Genomic DNA, 22,397 nt, shown 5'->3' on the forward strand with positions numbered 1-22,397 from the left:
TACTAACACATATCATATGAAGTCAAACCGTAATTGGTTGAAATCATGTGCTTAAAGAATAAGTGCGAAACTTTAATAATTAATAATAAGATATACCAAGATACGTCAAAACTCCCTACATTTATAATTGAAAACGAACAGATATGTACACTCCATTAGTTTTTCAAAGAAAATCCTGCATCTTTGGTATTGCAGTCCTGGCCTTATTTACAGGGATCGCCTGTAAGCCTGTAAACACTGAAACCAGGGAGTTGAATCCGCTTCCGAAATCGATCCAGCCAAATATTATCTGGATCGTGGGGGAGAATCTGAACCTGGATTTGGGAATATACGGAGAGAAGCTGGTGGCCACTCCCAACCTTGATTCGCTGGGAAAGAACGGTATGGTATACACCCATGTTTTCTCTACCAGTCCGGTCTGTGCACCGAGCCGGTCAGCCTTTATGACAGGCATGTATCAAACCACCACAGGCACCCACAACATGCGTTCCCACCGTAAGGATGATTACCGGCTTCCGGACGGTGTGCGGCCGGTAACACATCGACTTGCTGATGCAGGATATTATACAGCCAATATTACGAGCATAGGGGATCGAATCGTGGGAACGGGCAAGCTGGATCTGAACTTTGTGAATGAAGGACCCATCTACGACTCGGATAATTGGTCCACCCTGAAGTCCAATCAGCCTTTTTTCGCCACGATCAATACACCTGAAATCGAATATGATATTTATGACCGGCAAACGTTCTCTAAAGAGCGTGTCGAGTGGGTGGGGGAAAAAGATCACCCTCAAATCGCCACACCGGAGAATGTTCCGGTTCCGCCCTATTATCCGGATCAAAAGATTACCCGCCAGGAACTTGCCCGCTATTACAACTCTGTTTCAGGGATGGATATACGCGTGGGCCATATTCTGGAACAATTACAGAAAGAGGGCCTGGATGAACATACAGTGATCATCTTTTTTGGTGATAACGGCCGTTTGGATGCGCGTGGCATACACTGGTGCTGGGATACAGGTCTTCGTGTTCCGATGATCGTCTACTGGCCGGAGAAGCTGGAAGCTCCTCCTCAGTACCAGGCCGGAACGGTTAGTGACCAGATCATCAGTCTGCTGGATATCACCGCTACTACCCTGCAGATTGCCGGGATACCCCGCCCCTTAAGTATGCAGAGCCGCGTCTTCCTGGGGGAGCATGCCGATCGACCGCGGACCTACGCCTTCAGTGCCCGCGACCGGATCGACGAAACGGTAAACCGCATCCGCTCGGTCCGGGAAGAACGCTACCATTATATGAGAAACTTTATGCCCGGACAGGGTTTTACCTCTCTGAACCGGTATAAGGAAAAATGTTTTGCAGTAAAACCCCTGATGCGGGAACTCCATGCGGCCGGACAGCTGACCGGGGCCGCAGCCGAACTTATGGAACCTTTGCCCTATGAACAGTTATATGATACCTGGAGTGATCCCCATGAGATTTACAACCTGGCTGAATCTGATATTCCCGAGCACCAGGCAGCCCTGCACCGGCTTAGAGCAGCCCTGGATACATGGATCGCCGAAACCGGAGACCAGGGAGAGTGGCCGGAACCTGAAGAAATTATCGTTCCTTTTGAAAAAGAGATGCACGATTGGTTTGGAACCCCGGAGTGGTATTATAATTCAGTGGAATAATAAGTCACTTAAGGATCAATTTGGATTCCCGCAGTGGTCAACCCATAAAGCAGGCAGATTACACTTTCTGAAATTCTGCGACAGCAAACCATTCCAACTCATCGGTATGGATATGATTTAATTGCATACCTGTAAAACGGGCTATTTCCCGGATATGTTCAGCGCTGTATTTATGCGAGTTTTCTGTATGAATGGTTTCGCCCCGCTTCATAAAAAAATCTCCCTGTAAGTGTGGCGAATGTATGCTGATATCCCTGTTTGCCACCAGGTACATTTCCATCCTTGATTTCTCTTTGTTAAAAAAGGCAAGATGATCAAAATCACCCTGATGAAAATCAGTCTTGATCAAGTTGTTGACACTTGTCAGAATGTTCTTATTGAAAGCCCCGGTTACCCCCCGGGCATCATTATAGGCGGCGTGAAGCACCGCTTCGGGTTTGATTAAATCCATCCCCAGCAGCAACACGTCCCCCTTTTTCATCTGAGAACTGATATTTTTCAGCAGAATCAGGGATTCTTCCCCTTCAAAATTTCCAATGGTACTTCCAAAAAAGCAGATCACAGTGGGTTGTTTACGCCGGATCAGATCGCGTTGGGACATAAAATCAACCGCATAGCCTTCCACCTGCAAATTGGGAAATATGCTTACCAGTTGTTCTGCGGAGCTCCTGATGGCAGGCTGACTGATATCCAGGGGCAGATAACGGGCGGAGTGCCGTTTCAAACCAGCCTGGGCATTCAGTAATATCGATATCTTGGAATGATCGCCGGGACCCAGTTCAATTAAATCATAAGCCGGATAACGGTTCATAAAATCCGGCGCCATCTTTCGCAGGATTCCTTTCTCCGTACGAGTTGGATAATACTCTTCGAGATGTGTAATCTCTTCAAACAGCAGGGAGCCTTCCCGGTTATAAAAGTATTTGCTGGAGATGGCTTTCTGTGGTGCCTTCAATCCACTTGCGATCTCCATTCTTACCTCATCCAGGCCAATTTCCTGCAGAAGATTGGTAATGGAAATCCTGTTTAATGTGACTGTATCTTCGTTTACGTAATTCATGCCCTGATATGATAATTCCTCTCTGGAATTCCTGTTCCGGTGAGATTAGCCGGATCATTGCTCCATTCGTACCATCCACTGTCAAATACAGAAAATCCGCCTAATCGTTTTTTAAGTTCTGTGATCGAGATGTTCTGAAAACTCATATACAAAAAAAAGATAAACTCTTTCCATGAATAACATACAAATGGCTATAGTGTTTAAAAATGATTTTTTAACTAATCAGATCAGCCCTAATCTGAAACGGATATAAGCCTTCAGAAGCAGCAGGTATTTGACTCTCTTACCCACACTGGTTCTGCCGGATAGCAGTTGTTCGGGACTTAGTTTCTCAATTTTCAGGAGCAATTGATAATAGTACCTGTAGGCCAGATAAACACCAAGACGCGCTTCCCTGTGAAGTTTCCGGATACCGGATAGCGCTTCCCGGAAGTCAGCCTTTATTTCTTTTTCGATGGTCCGCTTCATATCCCGGTCAAAGGAATCAATCTCCAGGCCCGGGAAATAGATCCGGTTTCGTTCATCCCTGTCAGACCGGATGTCCCGCAGGAAATTAATCTTCTGGAAAGCCTCACCCAGCTTGCGGGCTGGCTCTGCCATGGCATTATAACTTTCTTTATCATCCGGGTAAAACACAGAGAGACACATTAATCCTACCACTTCAGCCGACCCGTAAATATACTGGTTATAGCTTTCCGGATCATGATTGATCTTCACCAGGTCCATCTCCATACTGGTAAAGAAACTCTCGGTCAGAGCACGATCGATCTGATATTGATTTACCACCCTCTGGTAACTATGCAGCACCGGATTGGCCGAGACACCCCTTTCAATGGCACGGAATGTTTCTGCTTTGAACTCCTTCAGCAAGCGTTCTTGATCATGTCCATGAAAGCTATCCACTATTTCATCAGCAATCCTTACAAATCCATAGATCGCATAAATGGCTTTTCTCATTTCCCTGCTCAGCAGTTTCATCCCGGCATAGAAGGAGCTGGTGTAGGCCCTGGTAATGGTTTTACTTACGGCTAGCGAGGTCGTGCTATAAAGATCCATAGGCCTTATCGATTCTGTCAGTTACCAACCTGGAACTTATAACCGCCATGGGGATTCCGGTTCCGGGAACCGTAGACGATCCTGTATAGAACAGATTCTTAAACTGCTCATCTTTGTTGGAAGGCCTGAACCAGGCCATCTGTCCAAGCCTGTGTCCCAGCCCCAGCCCGCTGCCCCGGTACAAATCCAGTTGCTCTTCCCATTCCACAGGTGAGAGAACCGTTCTGCTAACAATATGGGGCCTGATATCATACCTTATTCTCCCTGACAGATCTTCAATAATGGAATCCGCAATTTCTTCCCGGTCACTCCAATCGGGCCGGTAGCGCCTGTCAGGTACAGGGACCAGGATATATACAGCCTCTCCTCCCCCGGGGGCTGCATTGCTGTTGTAGCGCGATACTACATTCACGTAATAATAGGGCTGATCGAGGCTTACTTTATTTCTGTATAGTTTACTTGAATACTCTTTAAAGTTATTCCTCAGGAAGTAGTTGTGGTGATCTATATGAGGCACCTTCTGGTCAAGCCCCAGATAAATGGTTAAGGGTGCCATGGTCCAGTCCATCTTATCCAATTTGCCGGGACTGTATTTTTTACGCTCTAAGACCTTCGAGCGAAAAACCGCCGCATCGGCATTCACTATAAAGAGGTCGGCTTTATGATGATTTCCCTGGTCATCCGTAAAACCGGTGATTTTGTCGCCCTCCGAAAGCTTAGCTGTGATGTTTGTATTGTAAGAAATCTTTACCCCGCTCTTCTGCAACAGATCCACAAAACCTTCCGTGATTTTATACATCCCTCCTTCGACATTATAATAGCCGTCATGAACAAACTCGGTATATGAAAGCATGGTATAGACCGCAGGAGTATTAAAAGGTGTTCCGCCCAGAAAGAAGGAGACCAGGGAAATAATTTCGCGCACTTCATCCGATTTAAAATACCTGCTCACTTCCTGCCAGAAGTTCCTGCCCAGTTTGGGCAAATGCCCGGGGGGTACTTTTAGAAGGCCCCCTACATAAGCGGCCAGGGAATCGAAATTCCGCCGGATGATCAAACCCTCTGTATCGTGGTATAATTTTCCCGTGGATGCCAGATATTTCTGCATCTTCTCTGCAAACCCGGACTCATAATCCCGGAATTCGTTTCCCAGTTTTTCTATATCCTTAAATATTCTGAAGGTCTTGCCAGGAGTATCATACCAGACCGAATAGATGGGATCAAGCTCCTGGTATGTAAAGGGGAGATCGATTCCGGCATCCCTGGCCAGCTCTTCAAATTCATAGCTCATGCTGAAAAAGGAGGGACCCATATCAAATAGAAATCCATCCTTTTTTACCTGGTTCAGCCTCCCCCCGGCTTGCCGAAACTGTTCCACCATCTCTACCTCATAACCACGCCTGACCAGACGAAGGGCCGTAGAAAGTCCTCCTATCCCTGTTCCAATAATTAGTGCTTTCATCTAAGAAAAATGGAATTCCAAAGTACAAAAAATACCATACTGAATCCTATTAAAAGTATGATTAACTTTATACAACAAGTAGAAGTTTAAAAAGATCGCATATGGGTAAAATTGCCATCGTGATTGGTTCCGGTGCTGGCGGACTGGCCACGGCCATCAGGCTTTCTGCTATGGGACATCAAGTATCTGTTTTTGAAAAAAACAGCGTTCCGGGCGGAAAAATCGGTCAAATCAATGAAAATGGATATCGTTTCGATACCGGGCCATCACTGTTTACGCTTCCCGAACTTGTGGATGAGCTTTCGACAAATTCAGGCAAAAGATTAAAATATCAAAAACTGGATACTATCTCCCGGTATTTCTTCCCCGATGGAACAGTATTTAAAGCACCGGCGGATCCAGCCCGGTTCGCAAAAGAAATGGCCCGGGTGGCCGGTGAAGATCCAGAGCGGATCTCAAAATACCTGGCCGACACAGAAAGTCTCTATAATCTGAGTTCCCCTGTATTCCTCTTCTCTGCATTTCACCGGCTTACCAAACTCTTCACCAGAAACAATCTGGGTGTGCTAAGCGGAATGATGAAATTCAATCCTTTTCGGTCGATGCATGCGCTAAACCAGAAAGCCTTTCAGAGTGAACATACTATACAATTATTCGACCGTTATGCAACTTATAACGGTTCCGACCCATACAAGGCTCCTGCCACCCTGAATATGATTGCCCACCTGGAACACAATCTGGGAGCCTTTTTTCCTGAGGGTGGTATTTATCCTATCGTGGAATATCTTTATCAACTCGCTCTGGATCAAGGAGTTATTTTTCACTTTAACAGCCAGGTGGAAGAAATCCTGGTGAAAAATAAAAGAGCCACCGGCATTAAATCAAATGGGAAAGTTTTTGGGGCCGACCTGGTGGTTTCAGGAGGGGATATTTTCAAAACCTGGAAAAGCCTGCTACCCAAATACAGGAATCCCAGAACAGTAAGAAAACCGAAACTCTCCACCTCTGCCATGATCTTTTACCTGGGAGTCAAAAGCCGTTTTGATCAACTCGATCTTCACAACATCTTTTTCTCGGGGAACTACAGGGCAGAGTTCCGGTCTCTCTCCCCCAGAGGAAAGTCCTTTCCTTACGAAGATCCTACGGTCTATGTATACAATAGCTCCCTGTTAAACAAGGAGGACGCACCCACTGGTTGCAGCAACCTCTTTGTCATGATCAATACAGCTTATAACCGGGGAGAAGACTGGGACGAACTGACAAAAATTGCCAGAAAACATATATTCAAAAAACTTGAAGCCCACGGCATCGATCTCAGCTCAAATATTGATTTTGAACGTGTTGCCACACCGGTGAGCATTGAGCAGATGACCCTCTCCACGGCTGGAGCCCTCTACGGGAACAGCTCCAACTCGGCCATGTCGGCATTTAATCGTCATCCCAACTTTTCAAGACGTATAAAGAATCTATTTTTCGTGGGAGGAAGCGTGCATCCGGGCGGAGGTATTCCCCTGTGCCTTGCTTCGGCAAAAATTGTGGAAGAGGAGGTGAAATCGTATCTTAATCGCCAATGAGAACTTTAAAATTGCCAGGCGAGTCTAAAATACTATCCATCCTCCGGGCATGGTTTTTGGTTGGAATAGTCGGCTTTGCACTCCCTTTTTCTCACAACCTGTTCCGTTACTTAACTCCCTTTTCTCCGCTTCTCCTGGTCACCATCTACTTTCTTTACCACAGCAAACGGGATCGAAGATTATGGCTGGTCATGATGGTCATCTTCCTGGCTGGTTTTGGAGTCGAGTTAGCCGGAGTTCTTACCGGTAAAATATTTGGGGTCTATGAATATGGAAGAACCCTGGGTCAAAAAATAGCCGGTGTACCCCTTATCATTGGGATCAACTGGGTGATAATGGTTTATGGGGGATTGGCGCTGGCCTCATTAACAGGCCTTGGCAGAATCCTGGTAAGCCTCCTGGCAGCATTGATCATGACCGGAAGTGATTATTTCATAGAGAAATTTGCGATTATGAGTGATATGTGGTCCTGGCAAAGCTCTGAACCTCCCCTGCAAAATTATATTAGCTGGTTTATCATATCTTTCCTTTTCTGCCTGCTGGCCTACCCCTCCATCGCCGGGCAAAAAAGGAAAGTGGCCATTCATGGATATCTCTACCAACTTGCTTTTTTCATCATCAGTGTCGCAATATATCAACTGTTTTGGCAATAATCCGCTCCAGACATACTCGTTTTCATACGACCTTTTTCAGGTGGTATACTTCCAGGATGCTAAAAAGGCATTTCAGTGGTATTGTAACAGAACTGGATGATTGTCCAACTGATAAACCGGTGCTTCTGATAGCCAATCATTTCAGCTGGTGGGATGGGTTCATTGGTAATTATCTGTCTTACAAATATTTAAAAAAGAAATTTCATGTGATGATGCTCCGGGAGCAACTTGAAAAAAGAATGTTCCTGAATAAGGCCGGTGCCTTCTCGGTGGAAAAGTCCTCCAGGTCGGCGGTAGAAAGCATCCTTTACTCTGCTGAAATTCTCTCTCAAAAGGAAAATTTGTTACTGATGTTCCCCCAGGGAAAAATCGAGAGCCTGTACCATAAAGATTTTCGTTTTGCCAAAGGAGTCGAAAAGATCCTGGCAAAATGTGATTCTCCCCCTGAGGTACTGTTTAATATAAACCTGGTGGATTATTTTTCCAGAGTCTCCCCCACACTGTTTATCAGAACCTTATCTTACCAGGGAGACCTCCTGGCAAAGCCATTGGAAGAAGCATTTAACCGCTTTCATTCTGATTGTATCTCCTTACAAAACGAAAACCTGATATGATCGTCCTGCTGGCATATCTGTCCCTTGGTTTTCTGGGACTTCGATTTTTGGTGGTGGGGGTAAATTTCCTTTTCCATTTCACTCCCGGAAAATTTCCCTGCAGGGAGAGCCGTAAAATTTCTGTGCTGATTCCGGCACGAAACGAAGAAAAACATATGGCCCGGATTCTTGATTGTCTGTTAAAACAGGACTATAAAAACCTGGAGGTTCTTGTATGTGACGACCATTCCACCGATAGTACCGCCTTGATTCTGGAAGAGTATTCCCAAAAACATCCGGAAATCACATGGTTTAAAGGGGACAACCTTAAGCCTGGCTGGACAGGTAAAAATTATGCATGCCATCAGCTGGCAGGAAAAGCCAAAGGAGAAATTCTTCTGTTTCTGGATGCTGACATGGAGATTCATGGAGATATCATTTCCTGCATGGCTGGTTACATGAAAAAAAATAGACTTGCCCTGCTCTCCATATTTCCCAAACAGATCCTTATGTCTCGTGGCGAAAGGGCTACTGTCCCGGTGATGAACTGGATTTTGCTGTCGCTATTACCCTTACCCTTGGTGCATTTTAGCAAAAGAAGGTCATTTTCAGCAGCCAATGGTCAGTTTATGATGTTCAAAGGCCATGTATATCATAAGCTGCAGCCCCATGCCATAGTCCGGTCAAGCCCGGTGGAAGACATAGAAATCATGCGCTTATATAAAAAGAATGCTTTCCCTTGTGCCACAGTCCTGGGCGATTTGCGGGTGCAGTGCCGGATGTATTCCTCATACAACGAGGCCATCCAGGGTTTTTCAAAAAATGTATTGCATTTTTTCTCGGGCAGACTCATATGGACATTATTTTATATTCTATTCACAAGCTTTGGGCTGCTCTTTATTGCGCTGTGGTCGCTTCCATATTTCTTTCCTGCACTGGGAGTCGCTATCTTGAGCAGGGTGTTGATCGCCCTGGCCAGTCATCAGAATGTAGTTCTGAACCTTTTGATGGTTCCGTTGCAGCATATAAGTTTTCTGCGAATGGTATCTTTGGCGCTGATACAAAAATCCAGAGGAAATCTGGAGTGGAAGGGAAGAAAAATCGAACTTTAATGAAAAAAATAATACTCATCCTGTTTCTGATGGTCCTGGTTCCTCTTGCCAGGGGGCAGGATCGGAATGCATATAACCATAGGCTATATATCTCTTACATTGGGGAAAGAATGGATCAATGGAAAGGGATTCTCTCAGAAATGAAACAAGAGTATGAACGTTCGGACAATCCAACACTTCTGTATGATCTCTGCTTTGCGTATTATGGATATATCGGATACCTTATCAGCAAGGAAAGGGATAATGATGCGAAAGAGGCCTTGAAAGATGCTATGAAGTTTAGTGATCAACTGGAGGAATCGCTCAATGGCAGGCCCGATGTACTTGCCCTGCAGGGGGCATTGCTGGGATACCTCATTGTTCTGAGTAAATTCAGCTCCATGTTCCTTGGGCCTAAAGCACTAAAATATATTAACACGGCCTATGAGTCGTCCAATACCTGCTTCAACTGCAATACGGAGATGGGCAACATGAAGTTTTACACCCCTAAATTCCTGGGAGGTTCGAAAACAGAAGCCATTCAATACTACGAAAAAGGGGTGCAGTTACTGGAAAAAAGTAAGCTGAAAACAGATCGCAACTGGATCTATATAAACACCGTGTTGCTTTTGGCTAATGCATACGCAGAGACAGGACAGCAGGAGCCTGCGTGCAAATTATACAGGCAGTTGCTTGAATATGAGCCCGCTGCAAACTGGATCCGGAAAGATCTCTATTCAAAATGTCAGACTCCATGAAGGTATTCAGGCCATGGGTTTTCCAGGGATTGCTCGCCCGCAGGAAGTATTTCGAAGGATGGTATTTCAAACATGTATCGGCCGACAAGCAACAGGTATGGTCCTTTATTCCGGGGATATCACTCTCTTCGAATGGGCGTCATGCCTTTATCCAGGTACTGAACGGTTCTACAGCGGAGTCGCAGGTATATGAATTTGGTGTGGAGGAATTTTCAGCCTCGGGAAAAGAGTTAAATGTTCAAATAGGGAAATCCCGTTTCACCAAAGAGGGCATCAGCCTGAAGTTGCAGAATACATCCTGGAAAATCACAGGGGACATTTCATATGCCTCCATGGAACAATATCCTTCTTCCACTTTAAACCCGGGCATCATGGGATGGTACTCCTTTGTTCCCTTCATGGAATGCAAACACGGGGTGGTTTCCATGTTTCACCAGCTTACAGGAGGTCTTTACATTGACGATTCATACGTGGATTTTAATGGCGGAAGCGGTTATATTGAAAAAGACTGGGGAACCTCCTTTCCGGAATCCTGGATCTGGCTTCACTGCAACACATTCAACTCCAGCCGGGCGTCCTTTACTTTTTCAGTGGCAAAAATACCCTGGCTGGGAAGTTACTTCATTGGATTTATCTCCTTTCTTAAACTCGAAGACAGGCTTATCAACCTGTCCACCTGGTCAAATGCAAAAATTGAAAAACTGGAATATTCCGGTAATTTGCTTCATATAAGAATAAGCAACAGGAAATACAGGCTGGAAATCGAAGCCCTGAACAATCAGGCCGGTTTGCTTAAAGCACCAGAACTCGGATCCATGACAAGGATCATAAAGGAGAGTGTGGATGCAAGCATAGAACTCAAATTAAGCGACCTTTCAGGAAACACACATTTCCACGACAAAGGCAGCAGAGCCGGCATGGAATTGATTGAAAAAATACTGGATTATTTTTAAGCTGCCTGCGAATAAGAGTTCCATCGAAGCCAAGGAGTGTTTAACATTTGTTAATTTTTTGTTAAACATTTCATTCTGGCACAAAACTCCTGTATCCCCATAATCTCTTAATTATTTGATATTTAAGAAGAAGTTATACTCCCATTTTCATTGGTTTGATAATATATTATTGTTTAATGTTTATCTGTTTTTATTATACATTTCCCCACACAGGGTGTTTAATGTCCAAATCAAACATTAAAACTTGAAACCATGAAAAAATTAAAGTATTTAATAACGCTTACCCTTGTGACTGCGTTGTTTGTTTTCTCTTCCTGCGAAAAGGAAGATGATGATCCCATGGATCAGCCCACGCCCGAACTCTTATCCATCGCTGAAATCGCTTCAGACAATGAAGATTTCAGTATTCTTGTTGAAGCTCTGATCAAAGCTGATCTGGTTTCAACTCTAAGCAATACCGGTAATTTCACCGTATTTGCTCCTGAAAACGATGCTTTTAATGCATTGTTTACTACTCTGGGAGTAAGAGGAATCTCCGATATTTCTGCCGAAGACCTGAAGCCTATCCTTCTCTATCATGTATTGGGTGAAACAAAAAGCTCCAGCATGATTACGGATGGTTATTATTCTTCACTGAGCCCGGCTCAGGGACGAACTCTGTCCATGTATATTGGAACCGGTATGGGTGTATCCATTAATGGTTCTGCCAATGTTAGCAGTGCCGACATCGAAGCCTCCAACGGGGTCATACACGCCATTGATGCAGTTCTGCTTCCTCCGAATGTGGTTGATCTTGCCGTTCAGAATGGTAGTTTTGGAACCCTTGTTTCAGCTGTGGTCGGTGCCGGCCTTGCAGAAACGCTTTCAGACGCCGCTGGAACTTTCACTGTATTTGCTCCCACCGACGACGCTTTTGCAGCACTGGGAGATAATGTTCCTGCTGATCTGACCCCCATCCTTTTATACCACGTTCTTGGAAGCCCTGTATATTCCGATGAGATTTCCAGCGGGATCATAAACTCTCTGAATGAATCCGATCCTGAGATCGTCGTAGAAGTTTCTGATATGGGTGTTATGCTGAATGGTTCAGCAAATGTGATTGCAACTGATATCGTAGGAACAAATGGGGTGATCCATGTGATTGATCAGCTTATTCTGCCTATTAACAATCAGAGTATTTTGGATGCTGCCATGGGACTCGCCGATTTCAGCTCACTGGTAGCCGCCCTGGCGAAAGCCAATCTGGCAAGTACCTTTATGATGGATGGTGCCTTTACAGTTTTCGCTCCAACCAACGATGCCTTTGCAGCATTTCTTGAATCCGCTAATCTGGCTTTTGAAGATCTGACAGCAGAGGCCCTGGCCCCGATCCTGAAATACCATGTACTTGGTTCGAAGGCCTTGTCAGGTAGTCTTGCAACGGGTTATGTAAATACCATTTATGAAGCTCAGGAAGGCTACCCGGTTACCCTTTATGTTGAAGTGGATGGTGGCGTAAAACTAAATGCAAACATAAATGTAACTGCTGCTGATGTTGAAACCAGCAACGGATTGATCCATGTGATTGATGGCGTACTTAGCCCTACCTCTGTAGTGGACATCGCCATTAACAACAGCAGCTTTACACAATTGGTGGCAGCTGTGGTAAAGGCTGGCCTGGTAGAAACTTTAAGTGAAGCAGGTCCGTTTACCATCTTTGCTCCTACCGATGATGCCTTTGCTCAATTATATGTCGCTCTGGGTGTCAGTGGAATCGAGGAGATCGATGCGGCAACACTTATCCCCATCCTTCAATACCATGTAGTCTCAGGCAACGTGCTCTCGAGCGACCTGTCTGAGGGCGATGTGACAACATTGAATGGAGCGATTAGCATTGTACTGGGCGAATCCGTAACCATTAACGGAAGCACTGAGGTTATCGCCACAGATGTTCAGGGAACCAACGGAGTGGTGCATGTGATTGATGAAGTTTTACTTCCACAATAAGGTTCAGTACAAATTAGCAAAATAGTATGAGAGGCCGTTTCAAAAGGTACGGCCTCATTTTCGTTTTACCCCCTCGTCGCTTAAAATCTTTACTGTGTAAACCGAGTTTGTGTACAGGCTTAGCCTGCAAAACCACCACCCTGGATTACACGAGTGCTTTTCACATAATGTATATTTCTCTCCTCCAGGTAGCTCAGGAAATAATCGAAACAAGCTTTATGTTTACCCACCAGTTCCGGCGGGAATACTCCTTTTTCCTTAAACAGGCCATCCAGGAACATATTGGCGGCAGCAGTTGCCGTATATCCGGTGGTGCGTGCCATGGAGGAGGTTTCCGTCTCATGACAGTACTCATCCTGCATGGAGTAAACCACTTCTTCCCTTTGACCTTTAGCATTTTCACCTTTGAGCATAACTCGCCAGACCGTTATCTCCTCCTCCTTTTCACCCAGTTTCCATTCACTAAAAAGGATCTGACTGGTAAAATCCAGAGGCGAAACCAGGTTTCCGTTTACATTAACCGGTCGTGTATCAAAAAATCCACTCTCTTTAAGAACCTTTACATATTCAACATGCCCGGGATAACGCAAGGTCTTCTCCTTCATATTCGGAATATGAGGCATGGTATGGATAATGGATCGCAAACCATCCGAATTAAACGCCTCCAGGGTACCCACCTTATCAAACTCCACATACTCGCAATCGGTCAAAGGTTCCCGTACAGTTACTTTCCCGTTCTCCACATACCTGGCCGGGCGGGTATACTCCTCGATCACATCGATGGGGGAAAAGGGCGCTTTATAACAGAAGGGCCACTTCCTGATTTTCGGCAGCCCGCCCACCAGGCATTCAAAATCGGTGATTTTCATGATTTCATTGTAATAACCCAGGATCACATTATCCATTCCCGGGGCCACCCCGCAATCTACAATAGCCGTTACCCCGTGTTCTTTTGCCAGGGCATCCAGTTCGAGTGCATTTTCCGGGAAAAAAGCAATATCGATGACATTCCTGTCTGCCTTTATAATGTCTTTCAAAGTATTAAAACCCAGAAATCCGGGTACGGCATTTATTACCAGATCATATGGTTTTACAGTGCGCTGCAATTCTTCTAAGCGGGTAGCATCCAGTTGAAGGATGGTTAGATTCTCACATTTTTGTTTTACCCGCTTCAGTACATCCGGGTTTTTATCTGTAAGGGTCACCTGGTGCTGTTTTGCCAGATCGATGGCCATGGCGCTCCCTACCATTCCTGCGCCCAGTACAATTATTTTACTCATCTGATAAAGTTTAAATAGTTGGAAATACTTGACAAATCGAAAAGCCGGGGAAAAAAAGGAAATCACAAGCCAGGAATAAGAACCCAGGGCATTTCCTCCGTCTTCACTGTGCGCTTGGCAAACATCCGGTAAATATATGCTTTTAAAGAATCCTATCCGAGTGTAATCTGTACCGGGCAGTGATCCGAACCCGGCACTTCATGAAGAATGGCAGCACTCTTTACTGCCGGGATAACGGAGGAACTTACCAGGAAATAATCGATTCTCCAGCCCACGTTCTTGCCGCGGGCTCCGGCACGATAGCTCCACCAGGTGTATGCTTCCCGCGCATCGGGATAAAAATGCCTGAAGGTATCCACAAAACCTCCGCCGGTATAACGATCCATTCCATCGATCTCCTCCTGCATATAACCGGCAGATTTATTGTAATTGGGCTTTGGACGGGCCAGGTCGATATCCCGGTGGGCCACATTAAAGTCTCCGCATACGATCACGGGCTTTATCTCTTCCATCTTTTTGAGAAAATTGAAAAAAGCCAGGTCCCACTTCTGCCGGTAATCCAGACGCCTTAGATCGTTTCCGGAATTGGGTGTATAAACATTGACCAGATAAAAGGCCTGATACTCCAGGCAAAGAACGCGACCTTCCTTATCGTGTTCCTCCATCCCCATGTCGCGGGAAACACTCAGGGGCCTGACTTTCGTTAGAATCGTCGTTCCCGAATATCCCTTTTTTTCGGCCGAGTTGGAGTATACTTCATAATTCTCCAAGCCGAAAAAAACATCCGCCACCTGGTCATCCTGGGCCTTGGTCTCCTGCAGGCACAAAATATCGGGGCCCATTTTCTTAAAGTCTTGAAAAAAATTCTTTTTGGCCACAGCCCGAAGACCATTTACATTCCAGGAGACAATTTTCATTTTCTTCTTTTTTACAAAATAAGAATTCTCAGGCATCTATCCTCAAGTAAAATCCGCTTTTCGCGGCAGTCATTGCCGCTGAAGCCGCTACTATTTTCCTCCTAAAACTGAATGGCTCTGATGTATATCCCCCTTTCATTTTTCTGAATATTTGGAAGTAATCCAGGTATTAAAGTCTGTCTCAGCCTTCCCCAGCCTGACCAGATTCGGTTCCGGAATGTCCGGCTCTTTCACCTTTTCAAAATAAGCAAACAGGGAGGCGGCAAATTTCAGTTTCTTATTCCGGGTCAGGAAGGCTATGATTTTAAGCAGGGGAAGGGGCTTAACAGTCACCTCCTTAATCTCCGGATACAGCCTCTTGCAATAGGCATCCAGCAACTCTTTCATCCTGTACTGCTCCGGACCATACACATAATAAGTATTGTTCTGGGCTCCCTCGGTGGAAAAGCAGTGGCCACCATCTTCCCGAAATCATCTGCCGCCACCCAGTGATAAAGACCGGGCTGCTTTCCCAGGAGGCTTGCCTTTCCGTTCCGGACCATCATCCCGAGCGACTCAAAAAACCAGGTGGGTTTGAAAATATAATAAGGAATCCCGCTTTGTTTAATCATCTGCTCTGCCCTGTACTTCCCGTCAACAAAAGGGAACCAACGGTTCTCCTCCGAAACGGTACAGCCAGAGACCATGCTGATGCGCCCGGTCTTTTTCTCTCTGGCTACTTTTAAGATGGCCTCGGTGGCCTTCACCTCATTAATCCCCGAAACGGAGATATGTACGGCATCACACCCGGTCATGGCTTTATCCAGGTCGGCCGGATCAAAAAGGTCGCCCTGAACAATATCATATTCATTTATGAACATGGAAGGATTCACACTTATGGAAAAGAGCCTTAACTCAAATCCGTATTCATCGAGTCTCCTGATTACCGGACCTGCTAACAAGCCACTTGCTCCAATCACCAGTATTTTTTTTGTTTTTCCCATTTTTGATTTTTTTTTACTTAATTATCAGATGATAGGGCTTAGCTCTCCGGTGAAGACCGGACCGCCATTTTCCTTGCTGCAAAATCAAACAATCTGCCCATGGCCCGTCTGAAAATGTCCAGGTTGACCGGATAATAATAGTCGGACTCAAACCGCCCCTGTTCGGTGAAGTAGGTGTAATCCCTGAAGTTCTCATCCAGCATCATTTTCATGCTGTTCCGGCTCATTCGATAAAGCATCAGCCTGAAAAGGGAAGGCTTGGGATACTCCTGTTTTTTTAGTTTCGCATAATATTTCCCGGCCTGTTTTTTTATGGCCCGATCTGTCTTTTGACGGGCTTCTTCTGTCATCGGCTCCAGGGTCTTTATGACCAGGCCCCTGACCACCTTAAATCCCAGGGCATTCCCCACAAAATCCAGGTATTTTACAATTTTATGACCCCCGTATACCCCCTGGGCCACAATACTGGTGCAGGTTTTCCCGAAATACCGGGGACGGTGGAACAGGTAAGCAAAACGGTCTAGAAAAACCTTCATCACCCCGGATACCTGGAAAGAATAGTTGGGACTGGCCAGAAGGATGCCGTCTGATTGTGTGATTTTGTTTAACAGGAGATCTCTGTCATCCCGCAGGGGGCATAATTCCTCCCCCTTATCCAGGCAGAGTTTGCAACCCCTGCAGAGTTTCAGATTATATTCGCTCAGGGCAACAACCTCGTATTCCACATCGCCCAGCGACTGTAAATGCTTCAAAAAATTCTCAGCGGCCTGGTAGCTGTGCTTTTTTCTGGCACTTCCGACAAATGCTGTAATTTTCATCTTAATGGTTTTAAATGTTTGATACAGCAAAATTACGGCAAGCTTCCGGGGGGATTATTTGACAAAAGTCAAAAAAACGGTCATATGGATCTTCTGATCCGGCTCAGTGTGGCAATATCGATCCCCAGGTAGGAGGCAATATGTTTTAGTGCCACTTTTTGTAGAATATCGGGGTATTTTTTCACAAAGAGCCGGTAGCGCTCGGAGGCTGTAAGCGTCTGCCGTTGAATGGACCGGTTCATCAGGGCATTATATTTAAATTCGTCCACGTCTTTAGCTATCTGCCTCCAGGCCGGAACCTTTTCCATCAGCTCCAGCATCTGCGCATGGGTGATCACATCCATCTCACAATCCTCCATGGCGATGATGTTCTCCCTGGACGGCACCTGGCCACTGAAGCTCTTCATGGAGATTACTACCGTTCCCTGCCGGAAAAAATGAGTGCTTATATCATTGGCCTGATCATCGTAAAAAAACGACCTCATCATTCCGGACCTCAGATAGGCCAGTCTGGAGGCTACCTGTCCCTTCTCCAGGAAAAAAGACCGGGCAGGCAGGGTTTCGGGCCTGAACCTGGAAACCGTTTCCTCCCAGTCCCGGTCCGTAAAACCATAATGCTCTATGAGTCTCTCTCTGAAATCCACCATCAAGGAATTGAAAGAAGGCATAATTTAATCAAAACCGGAGAAAGGGAAGGGCCTGAAGACTAAAAAAAGAAGGCTGTCATAGAATGAAATTCGTCAAAAACAAAAACAACATCACGCACTTCTGAAATGTTTCCTAAATTTGACCTCGCAAATATGGTGGACAAATGGATATTTCCATCTAAGAAGGGTATGATGAAGACAATTTCAGGCAGGATTTTAGAAAGAATGGGATGGACGATAAAAGGTGTTTTTCCGGATATAAAGAAGTCCATAATCATTTTTGCCCCTCACACTGCCCATATTGATGCCTTATACGGGAAATTGGGAATTACAGAATTGGGAATTAAATTTCTGTTCCTTTCAAAAAAGGAATTATTCTTTTTTCCCATGAATATCCTGATGAAGAAATTCGGTTCCATCGCGGTCAGGGGTGTCAAGGATAAAAATGCCATATTCCAGGTTGCTGAATTATTGAACCATGCAGAAGAATTACATATTGTAATATCTCCGGAGGGCTGGGTCAAAAAGGTTCCGGACTGGAATAAAGGATTCTATTACATGGCATTAAAAGCCAGAGTACCCATTGTCGTTGCATACCTGGATTATAAGAAGAAAGAGATGGGAATCAAAGACGTGATCTACGAAGTCGGAGATTATGAGTCCGTTAAAAGCCAGATCAACTCCCTGTATAAAGATGTAACCGGTAAATGTCCCGAACAGTTTGTCCTGCAGGCTTAATATGAAAACTCGCCGTATATCTTAGCCCGGATTGTAGCTCTTTGGCTAAATTACAGTTTTTCGATCTTCCAGTTAAACTTTCAGCCCCTATCTCTATCAAAGCTATAAATTGAGCTAATCCCATGACCTATGGAAAAAGTGACAGTTAGATTGATTAAGAACTTTTCCGGACTCCTGATCCCTGTATTTGTCTTTTGTTTTCAGACCTCTGTGATCAGTCAGGAAAATATCCAGATCCGCAGACTGACTTCTAACATTGAATTCGACGGAATCCCGGATGAGGCAGCCTGGGAATCCATTGAAAATTTCCAGTTAACCATGCACAGGCCTAATTTTGGGAACGAACCCTCAGAAAAAAGTGATGTGAGGATCGGGTATGATGACGAATTCCTGTGGATCGGTGCAAAACTGTTTATGCAGGATGCATCAAAGATCTATGCTGCTTCAAAGAAAAGAGATGAGATGTTGTTTGATTATGATGCCTTTGGAGTCGTGCTGGATTCGTACAACGATAACGAAAACGGGCTGGCGTTCTTTACGGCCCCCACAGGGCTTCGCACCGATTATGCGATTTCAAATGATGCAGCAGGCGGAGGAGGCCCGGGTGGACCAGGGGGCATGAATATCAGTTGGGACACTTTCTGGGACGTTAAAGCGACCCGGGATGATCAGGGCTGGTATGTGGAAATGAGGATCCCCTTTTCAAGCCTGAAATTCAAACCGGAAAATGATGTGGCCACCATGGGCTTGATTATCAGCCGGAACATCAGTGCCAATAATGAGACCGACACCTATCCTCCCATCGATACGAAATATGGTTTTATGGCAACCAATAAGCCATCACAAGCCCACAAAGTGGAAATTTCAGGAGCCAGGCCCACCAGGCCGGTGTATATATCTCCTTATGCAATTGGCGGATTTTCAAGGGAATGGGTGGAAGATGAAGAGGGGCTTAATTACGAAAAAAATGATTATCCCAAATACAATGCAGGGCTGGATGTAAAATATAATATCAACAGCAACCTGACCCTGGATCTAACTGCCAATACGGATTTTGCCCAGGTTGAAGCTGATGACCAGCAGGTGAACCTATCAAGGTATTCTCTATTCTTCCCGGAAAAACGGAAATTTTTCCAGGAAAGATCCAGCCTGTTTGATTTTAGTCTGGGGGGCCGGGCCGATAACCTGTTCTATTCCCGGAATATCGGCCTGGTGGACGGAGAGCAGATCAGGATTTACGGGGGAGCAAGGCTCACAGGAAGGGTCGGGAAATGGGACATGGGCCTGCTGGATATGCAAACCGCACACCATGAGGAGATCGCCGGAGAGAATTTTGGAGTGATCCGGATGAGACGGCAGGTGATCAATCCCAACTCCTACGTGGGGGGAATCTTTACTTCCCGTATCGGGATGGACGGAAAACAAAATTTCTCCTACGGGGTGGATGGAATATTCAGGCTGTTCGGGGATGATTATCTGAATGTCAAATGGGCTCAAAGCTACGATACCGAGATTGACAGTAAGCTGTCATCTCTGGATCCCTCATTTTTCCTGTTCAAGTGGGAGCGCAGGTCCGAGGAGGGGTTTGCCTATGACTTGGATTATAGCTATTCGGGGCAACAATTTAATCCCGGGATCGGTTTTGTTATGCGCAACGGGGTTCATGGTGGTAGTACCCGATTCCTGTATGGCTGGATTCCCGGCGATCAATCCAGATTGTTCAATTACAACTTGAATATCAGGGGGGCCCGGTTTGTCAGGCTTGAGGACGGAGGCCTCGAATCCATGGAAATCTCTCCAGGATTTGAGATCAACACAAAGAATGGTATACATGCAGAGATTTCCACGGAAACGGCCTGGGAGGGCGTCCTCTATGATTTCAATTTATCAGATAGTATTATCATTGAGGCAGGAGAATATACCTTTACAGGCTTTGAGGGCAGATTCGGAACTTCCGAAGCCAAGCGGATCTCGGTCCGCGGTGATGTGTATGCCGGACAGTTCTATGACGGCAACAGATACGGCTTTCAGTCTGAATTTAATCTGAATTTTTCTTCCAGCTTCATTCTCTCTCCGGGTTACGAGTATAATCACCTCGCTTTCCCGGACAGAGAAAGCAATAATCTGCTCAATATTCACGCCTTCAACATAAAGGCACAGGTCATGATCAGCACCAAGTTTTCAGCAAATTTCATGGCCCAGTATGTGAACACGGAAGATGAATTTATCGGAAACTTCCGTTTGAGATATAATCCTCGGGAAGGCAATGATTTTTACCTGGTATATAATGATCTCCGCAGTTTCATCGACCGTAGAGAAATAGTGGGGCATCCGCCTTTTCATGGCAAGACCATAATGCTGAAATATACCCATACCTTTATATTATAAGCGGTTAAATCAATACCTGCTGCTTGAGGTCAATTTCAAGCTTTGAAGAAAGTGTTTTGCTTATGAGTTATAAAATTATCGCTATTCATTTGCAGTATATACATTTTTCATCACCTCTGTCTTACCTTCATTTTCAGCTACTGCATAGCTCGTAAACATCATTACCCCACTGGACCTTCCCGTTAATCCATATCGAAGTACCTTTTTAAATTCTTCACTGCTTATAAAGCTTGGATCATCATGCGCCTGTACTATTGGCCATACTTTTGGATAGGATCCTTTTCTAATATCTAGCCGATTGCATAACCAAAGTATGTGCTCGGAAACCCATTCAGGTGTTCTTCCCATCCTGGCATGGTATACCATCGGAGAAAAAACATCAATAGATTTTTCTAATAAATCAAAGTTCAAACCAAGAATCCGGTGTCTGGCACCAGAAAATTCCTCATCATCCCAGGGACAATGATAAAGTCCAAGGAGTGCCTCTGGTTGAATCTCCTTCATAAGGCTTTTCATTTCCACCGTCCAATCATATATAACCTGACAGCGCCAGTCGCGCCAGAGGTCATCCTTATTATTCAGGATCCACTGTGCCTTCTCCGGAATGGTTCCATCCGGCAGTTTGACCCCGGTATCTTCCGAAAAAGATGTAAGACAATGATTACAAAAACAGGTCTCAGGCAGGATGGGCTCCGGATCTTCAAATTGGGCATGCCAATGCACATAATCCAGCCATACGCCATCCAGATCATATTTCAAAAGCAATTCCCTTAGCTTATCATACCGGTACTTCCGGAAACCTGGCTCAGTGGGACATACACCCATAAACCAGGTAGCTGCCTGAACCTTCTCTCCAAGCTCATTGATTGCCCAGGCTTCGGGGTGTTTATCTACATAGTTTTTACCATTCAATGTGGCAAATTCAGCAAATATCATTAAGCCCTCAGACCTGGCCTTATTAAAAATATCCTGGTTGATTGAACCGCTATGCACAAAAATTGCATTTACCCCTAATTCTTTAAGGGTCATCCCTTTATCCCAGAAGGGCTTGGGACTTCCATATATGCCTTTTATATTCGTAAATTCCTCAGATCTTCTGTCACAGGATAATAATAATAGCAGACCTATGGCAATAAAAGGCAAAATGTATCTTACCCCTTTTCTAAAAGTTGTATTCATAGCGGTCTCATTTGTCATAAATCCTTGTTCTTCACAGAATGTATCCGTTTTCGTTACCTTGCATAATCATAGGTCTGCTTAAGGATTTGCGAACTAAGTTAGTTAAAAATGACTTCCGGCTTTCCTTTTAGTTCATTCAAACCGGCAGGCCCGCAGTCATGACTAACATTTACCTCTGGCGGGCGAAAGAATCTTCAGGACCTTATGAAAAGTAAATCTCCCGGTACCATAGTTTTAAAAATGGAACATATCTCTTAGATTTATGTGGGAATCCTTTCACGATTATTTCAAGTCAGACCCATGGAAATAAAGAATGAGCATAGGTTTTCACAGAATTAATTGAGCGTACTACCCACTTGTTACATATATTCAATTTGCCTTCATAAAGCCTGTAATACAGGTGTTTACAGACAATGCTATCTTGTCCGATTCTTTACTGAATACTGTATATATAACTTACATTGACGTGTTTACATAATATAATATTGAATATCGATAATCCGCCCCGATCTTATAAACAATTAAACCATAGTTTGTTAATAAATATGACACTTTGTTCGAATATATATTTAAATGATACTGTAT

General features: G+C 44.9%; 20 protein-coding genes. 10 read left to right on the top strand and 10 right to left on the bottom strand.

Features of this window, described 5'->3' with window-relative positions:
* Positions 1-143: 143 nt before the first annotated feature.
* On the top strand, positions 144-1,676 hold the full coding sequence (locus P1P86_15345; protein MDF1576559.1) for a sulfatase: 1,533 nt from the start codon (positions 144-146) through the stop codon (positions 1,674-1,676).
* A gap of 58 nt (positions 1,677-1,734) precedes the next feature.
* Here P1P86_15345 and egtD read toward each other — a convergent pair whose 3' ends face one another.
* The 3 genes from egtD to crtI (P1P86_15360) all read right to left on the bottom strand — a co-directional run bounded on the left by egtD (position 1,735) and on the right by crtI (P1P86_15360) (position 5,254).
* Positions 1,735-2,736 carry an L-histidine N(alpha)-methyltransferase gene (gene egtD / locus P1P86_15350; protein MDF1576560.1) on the bottom strand — a complete coding sequence of 334 codons (1,002 nt, stop codon included), beginning with the start codon at positions 2,734-2,736 and terminating at the stop codon, positions 1,735-1,737.
* Between the two features lie 222 nt (positions 2,737-2,958).
* The gene (locus tag P1P86_15355) at positions 2,959-3,792 is read right to left on the bottom strand and encodes a phytoene/squalene synthase family protein (GenBank protein ID MDF1576561.1); all 834 of its coding nucleotides are present in this window, start codon (positions 3,790-3,792) and stop codon (positions 2,959-2,961) included.
* Positions 3,779-5,254 (bottom strand): phytoene desaturase family protein, encoded by a 1,476-nt coding sequence (crtI, locus tag P1P86_15360; GenBank protein MDF1576562.1) that lies wholly within the window; start codon positions 5,252-5,254, stop codon positions 3,779-3,781. Before crtI (P1P86_15360) ends, P1P86_15355 begins: the two co-directional genes overlap by 14 nt.
* A 101-nt stretch (positions 5,255-5,355) precedes the next feature.
* Between crtI (P1P86_15360) and crtI (P1P86_15365) the strand changes: the two genes are divergently transcribed.
* From crtI (P1P86_15365) to P1P86_15395, 7 genes are all read left to right on the top strand, one after another.
* A complete protein-coding gene (gene crtI, locus P1P86_15365; protein ID MDF1576563.1) occupies positions 5,356-6,828 on the top strand; it encodes a phytoene desaturase family protein in 1,473 nt (490 codons plus the stop codon).
* Positions 6,825-7,481 carry a carotenoid biosynthesis protein gene (locus P1P86_15370; protein MDF1576564.1) on the top strand — a complete coding sequence of 219 codons (657 nt, stop codon included), beginning with the start codon at positions 6,825-6,827 and terminating at the stop codon, positions 7,479-7,481. The genes crtI (P1P86_15365) and P1P86_15370 overlap by 4 nt, the downstream gene beginning before the upstream one ends.
* Complete coding sequence (locus P1P86_15375) at positions 7,472-8,095, top strand: lysophospholipid acyltransferase family protein (GenBank protein ID MDF1576565.1); 624 nt, start codon at positions 7,472-7,474, stop codon at positions 8,093-8,095. Before P1P86_15370 ends, P1P86_15375 begins: the two co-directional genes overlap by 10 nt.
* On the top strand, positions 8,092-9,186 hold the full coding sequence (locus P1P86_15380; protein ID MDF1576566.1) for a glycosyltransferase family 2 protein: 1,095 nt from the start codon (positions 8,092-8,094) through the stop codon (positions 9,184-9,186). The genes P1P86_15375 and P1P86_15380 overlap by 4 nt, the downstream gene beginning before the upstream one ends.
* Positions 9,186-9,923: a hypothetical protein gene (locus P1P86_15385; protein ID MDF1576567.1), complete on the top strand. Its 738-nt coding sequence runs from the start codon at positions 9,186-9,188 to the stop codon at positions 9,921-9,923. Before P1P86_15380 ends, P1P86_15385 begins: the two co-directional genes overlap by 1 nt.
* A complete protein-coding gene (locus P1P86_15390; protein MDF1576568.1) occupies positions 9,920-10,876 on the top strand; it encodes a tocopherol cyclase family protein in 957 nt (318 codons plus the stop codon). Before P1P86_15385 ends, P1P86_15390 begins: the two co-directional genes overlap by 4 nt.
* 252 nt (positions 10,877-11,128) lie before the next feature.
* On the top strand, positions 11,129-12,862 hold the full coding sequence (locus P1P86_15395; protein ID MDF1576569.1) for a fasciclin domain-containing protein: 1,734 nt from the start codon (positions 11,129-11,131) through the stop codon (positions 12,860-12,862).
* A 119-nt stretch (positions 12,863-12,981) separates the two neighbouring features.
* Here the strand turns inward: P1P86_15395 and P1P86_15400 are convergent, their stop codons facing one another.
* The 6 genes from P1P86_15400 to P1P86_15425 form a co-directional block, all read right to left on the bottom strand.
* The gene (locus P1P86_15400) at positions 12,982-14,142 is read right to left on the bottom strand and encodes a saccharopine dehydrogenase C-terminal domain-containing protein (GenBank protein ID MDF1576570.1); all 1,161 of its coding nucleotides are present in this window, start codon (positions 14,140-14,142) and stop codon (positions 12,982-12,984) included.
* Between the two features lie 152 nt (positions 14,143-14,294).
* Positions 14,295-15,059 (bottom strand): exodeoxyribonuclease III, encoded by a 765-nt coding sequence (locus P1P86_15405; protein ID MDF1576571.1) that lies wholly within the window; start codon positions 15,057-15,059, stop codon positions 14,295-14,297.
* Between the two features lie 135 nt (positions 15,060-15,194).
* Positions 15,195-15,446 (bottom strand): hypothetical protein, encoded by a 252-nt coding sequence (locus P1P86_15410; GenBank protein MDF1576572.1) that lies wholly within the window; start codon positions 15,444-15,446, stop codon positions 15,195-15,197.
* Positions 15,443-16,042: an NAD(P)H-binding protein gene (locus P1P86_15415; GenBank protein ID MDF1576573.1), complete on the bottom strand. Its 600-nt coding sequence runs from the start codon at positions 16,040-16,042 to the stop codon at positions 15,443-15,445. Before P1P86_15415 ends, P1P86_15410 begins: the two co-directional genes overlap by 4 nt.
* A gap of 38 nt (positions 16,043-16,080) precedes the next feature.
* The gene (locus P1P86_15420; GenBank protein ID MDF1576574.1) at positions 16,081-16,860 is read right to left on the bottom strand and encodes a flavodoxin family protein; all 780 of its coding nucleotides are present in this window, start codon (positions 16,858-16,860) and stop codon (positions 16,081-16,083) included.
* Positions 16,861-16,940: 80 nt separating this feature from the next.
* Positions 16,941-17,528, bottom strand: a complete 588-nt coding sequence (locus P1P86_15425; GenBank protein MDF1576575.1) for a Crp/Fnr family transcriptional regulator — start codon at positions 17,526-17,528, stop codon at positions 16,941-16,943.
* Between the two features lie 171 nt (positions 17,529-17,699).
* Between P1P86_15425 and P1P86_15430 the strand changes: the two genes are divergently transcribed.
* Positions 17,700-18,245, top strand: coding sequence for a 1-acyl-sn-glycerol-3-phosphate acyltransferase (locus P1P86_15430; protein MDF1576576.1), 546 nt, complete (start codon positions 17,700-17,702; stop codon positions 18,243-18,245).
* A 129-nt stretch (positions 18,246-18,374) separates the two neighbouring features.
* Positions 18,375-20,633, top strand: a complete 2,259-nt coding sequence (locus tag P1P86_15435) for a DUF5916 domain-containing protein (protein MDF1576577.1) — start codon at positions 18,375-18,377, stop codon at positions 20,631-20,633.
* Between the two features lie 81 nt (positions 20,634-20,714).
* Here the strand turns inward: P1P86_15435 and P1P86_15440 are convergent, their stop codons facing one another.
* Complete coding sequence (locus tag P1P86_15440; GenBank protein MDF1576578.1) at positions 20,715-21,830, bottom strand: hypothetical protein; 1,116 nt, start codon at positions 21,828-21,830, stop codon at positions 20,715-20,717.
* Positions 21,831-22,397 lie beyond the last annotated feature (567 nt).

The sequence above is a fragment of the Bacteroidales bacterium genome (assembly GCA_029210725.1).
Taxonomy (GTDB): Bacteria; Bacteroidota; Bacteroidia; order Bacteroidales.

Bases quoted from the DNA above. Each gene is read 5' to 3' on its own strand.
- P1P86_15345 (MDF1576559.1), top strand. From the start codon at position 144: ATGTACACTCCATTAGTTTTTCAAAGAAAATCCTGCATCTTTGGTATT.
- egtD (MDF1576560.1), bottom strand. From the start codon at position 2,736: ATGAATTACGTAAACGAAGATACAGTCACATTAAACAGGATTTCCATT.
- P1P86_15355 (MDF1576561.1), bottom strand. From the start codon at position 3,792: ATGGATCTTTATAGCACGACCTCGCTAGCCGTAAGTAAAACCATTACC.
- crtI (MDF1576562.1), bottom strand. From the start codon at position 5,254: ATGAAAGCACTAATTATTGGAACAGGGATAGGAGGACTTTCTACGGCC.
- crtI (MDF1576563.1), top strand. From the start codon at position 5,356: ATGGGTAAAATTGCCATCGTGATTGGTTCCGGTGCTGGCGGACTGGCC.
- P1P86_15370 (MDF1576564.1), top strand. From the start codon at position 6,825: ATGAGAACTTTAAAATTGCCAGGCGAGTCTAAAATACTATCCATCCTC.
- P1P86_15380 (MDF1576566.1), top strand. From the start codon at position 8,092: ATGATCGTCCTGCTGGCATATCTGTCCCTTGGTTTTCTGGGACTTCGA.
- P1P86_15385 (MDF1576567.1), top strand. From the start codon at position 9,186: ATGAAAAAAATAATACTCATCCTGTTTCTGATGGTCCTGGTTCCTCTT.
- P1P86_15390 (MDF1576568.1), top strand. From the start codon at position 9,920: ATGAAGGTATTCAGGCCATGGGTTTTCCAGGGATTGCTCGCCCGCAGG.
- P1P86_15395 (MDF1576569.1), top strand. From the start codon at position 11,129: ATGAAAAAATTAAAGTATTTAATAACGCTTACCCTTGTGACTGCGTTG.
- P1P86_15400 (MDF1576570.1), bottom strand. From the start codon at position 14,142: ATGAGTAAAATAATTGTACTGGGCGCAGGAATGGTAGGGAGCGCCATG.
- P1P86_15405 (MDF1576571.1), bottom strand. From the start codon at position 15,059: ATGAAAATTGTCTCCTGGAATGTAAATGGTCTTCGGGCTGTGGCCAAA.
- P1P86_15410 (MDF1576572.1), bottom strand. From the start codon at position 15,446: ATGAAAGAGTTGCTGGATGCCTATTGCAAGAGGCTGTATCCGGAGATT.
- P1P86_15415 (MDF1576573.1), bottom strand. From the start codon at position 16,042: ATGGGAAAAACAAAAAAAATACTGGTGATTGGAGCAAGTGGCTTGTTA.
- P1P86_15420 (MDF1576574.1), bottom strand. From the start codon at position 16,860: ATGAAAATTACAGCATTTGTCGGAAGTGCCAGAAAAAAGCACAGCTAC.
- P1P86_15425 (MDF1576575.1), bottom strand. From the start codon at position 17,528: ATGCCTTCTTTCAATTCCTTGATGGTGGATTTCAGAGAGAGACTCATA.
- P1P86_15430 (MDF1576576.1), top strand. From the start codon at position 17,700: ATGAAGACAATTTCAGGCAGGATTTTAGAAAGAATGGGATGGACGATA.
- P1P86_15435 (MDF1576577.1), top strand. From the start codon at position 18,375: ATGGAAAAAGTGACAGTTAGATTGATTAAGAACTTTTCCGGACTCCTG.
- P1P86_15440 (MDF1576578.1), bottom strand. From the start codon at position 21,830: ATGACAAATGAGACCGCTATGAATACAACTTTTAGAAAAGGGGTAAGA.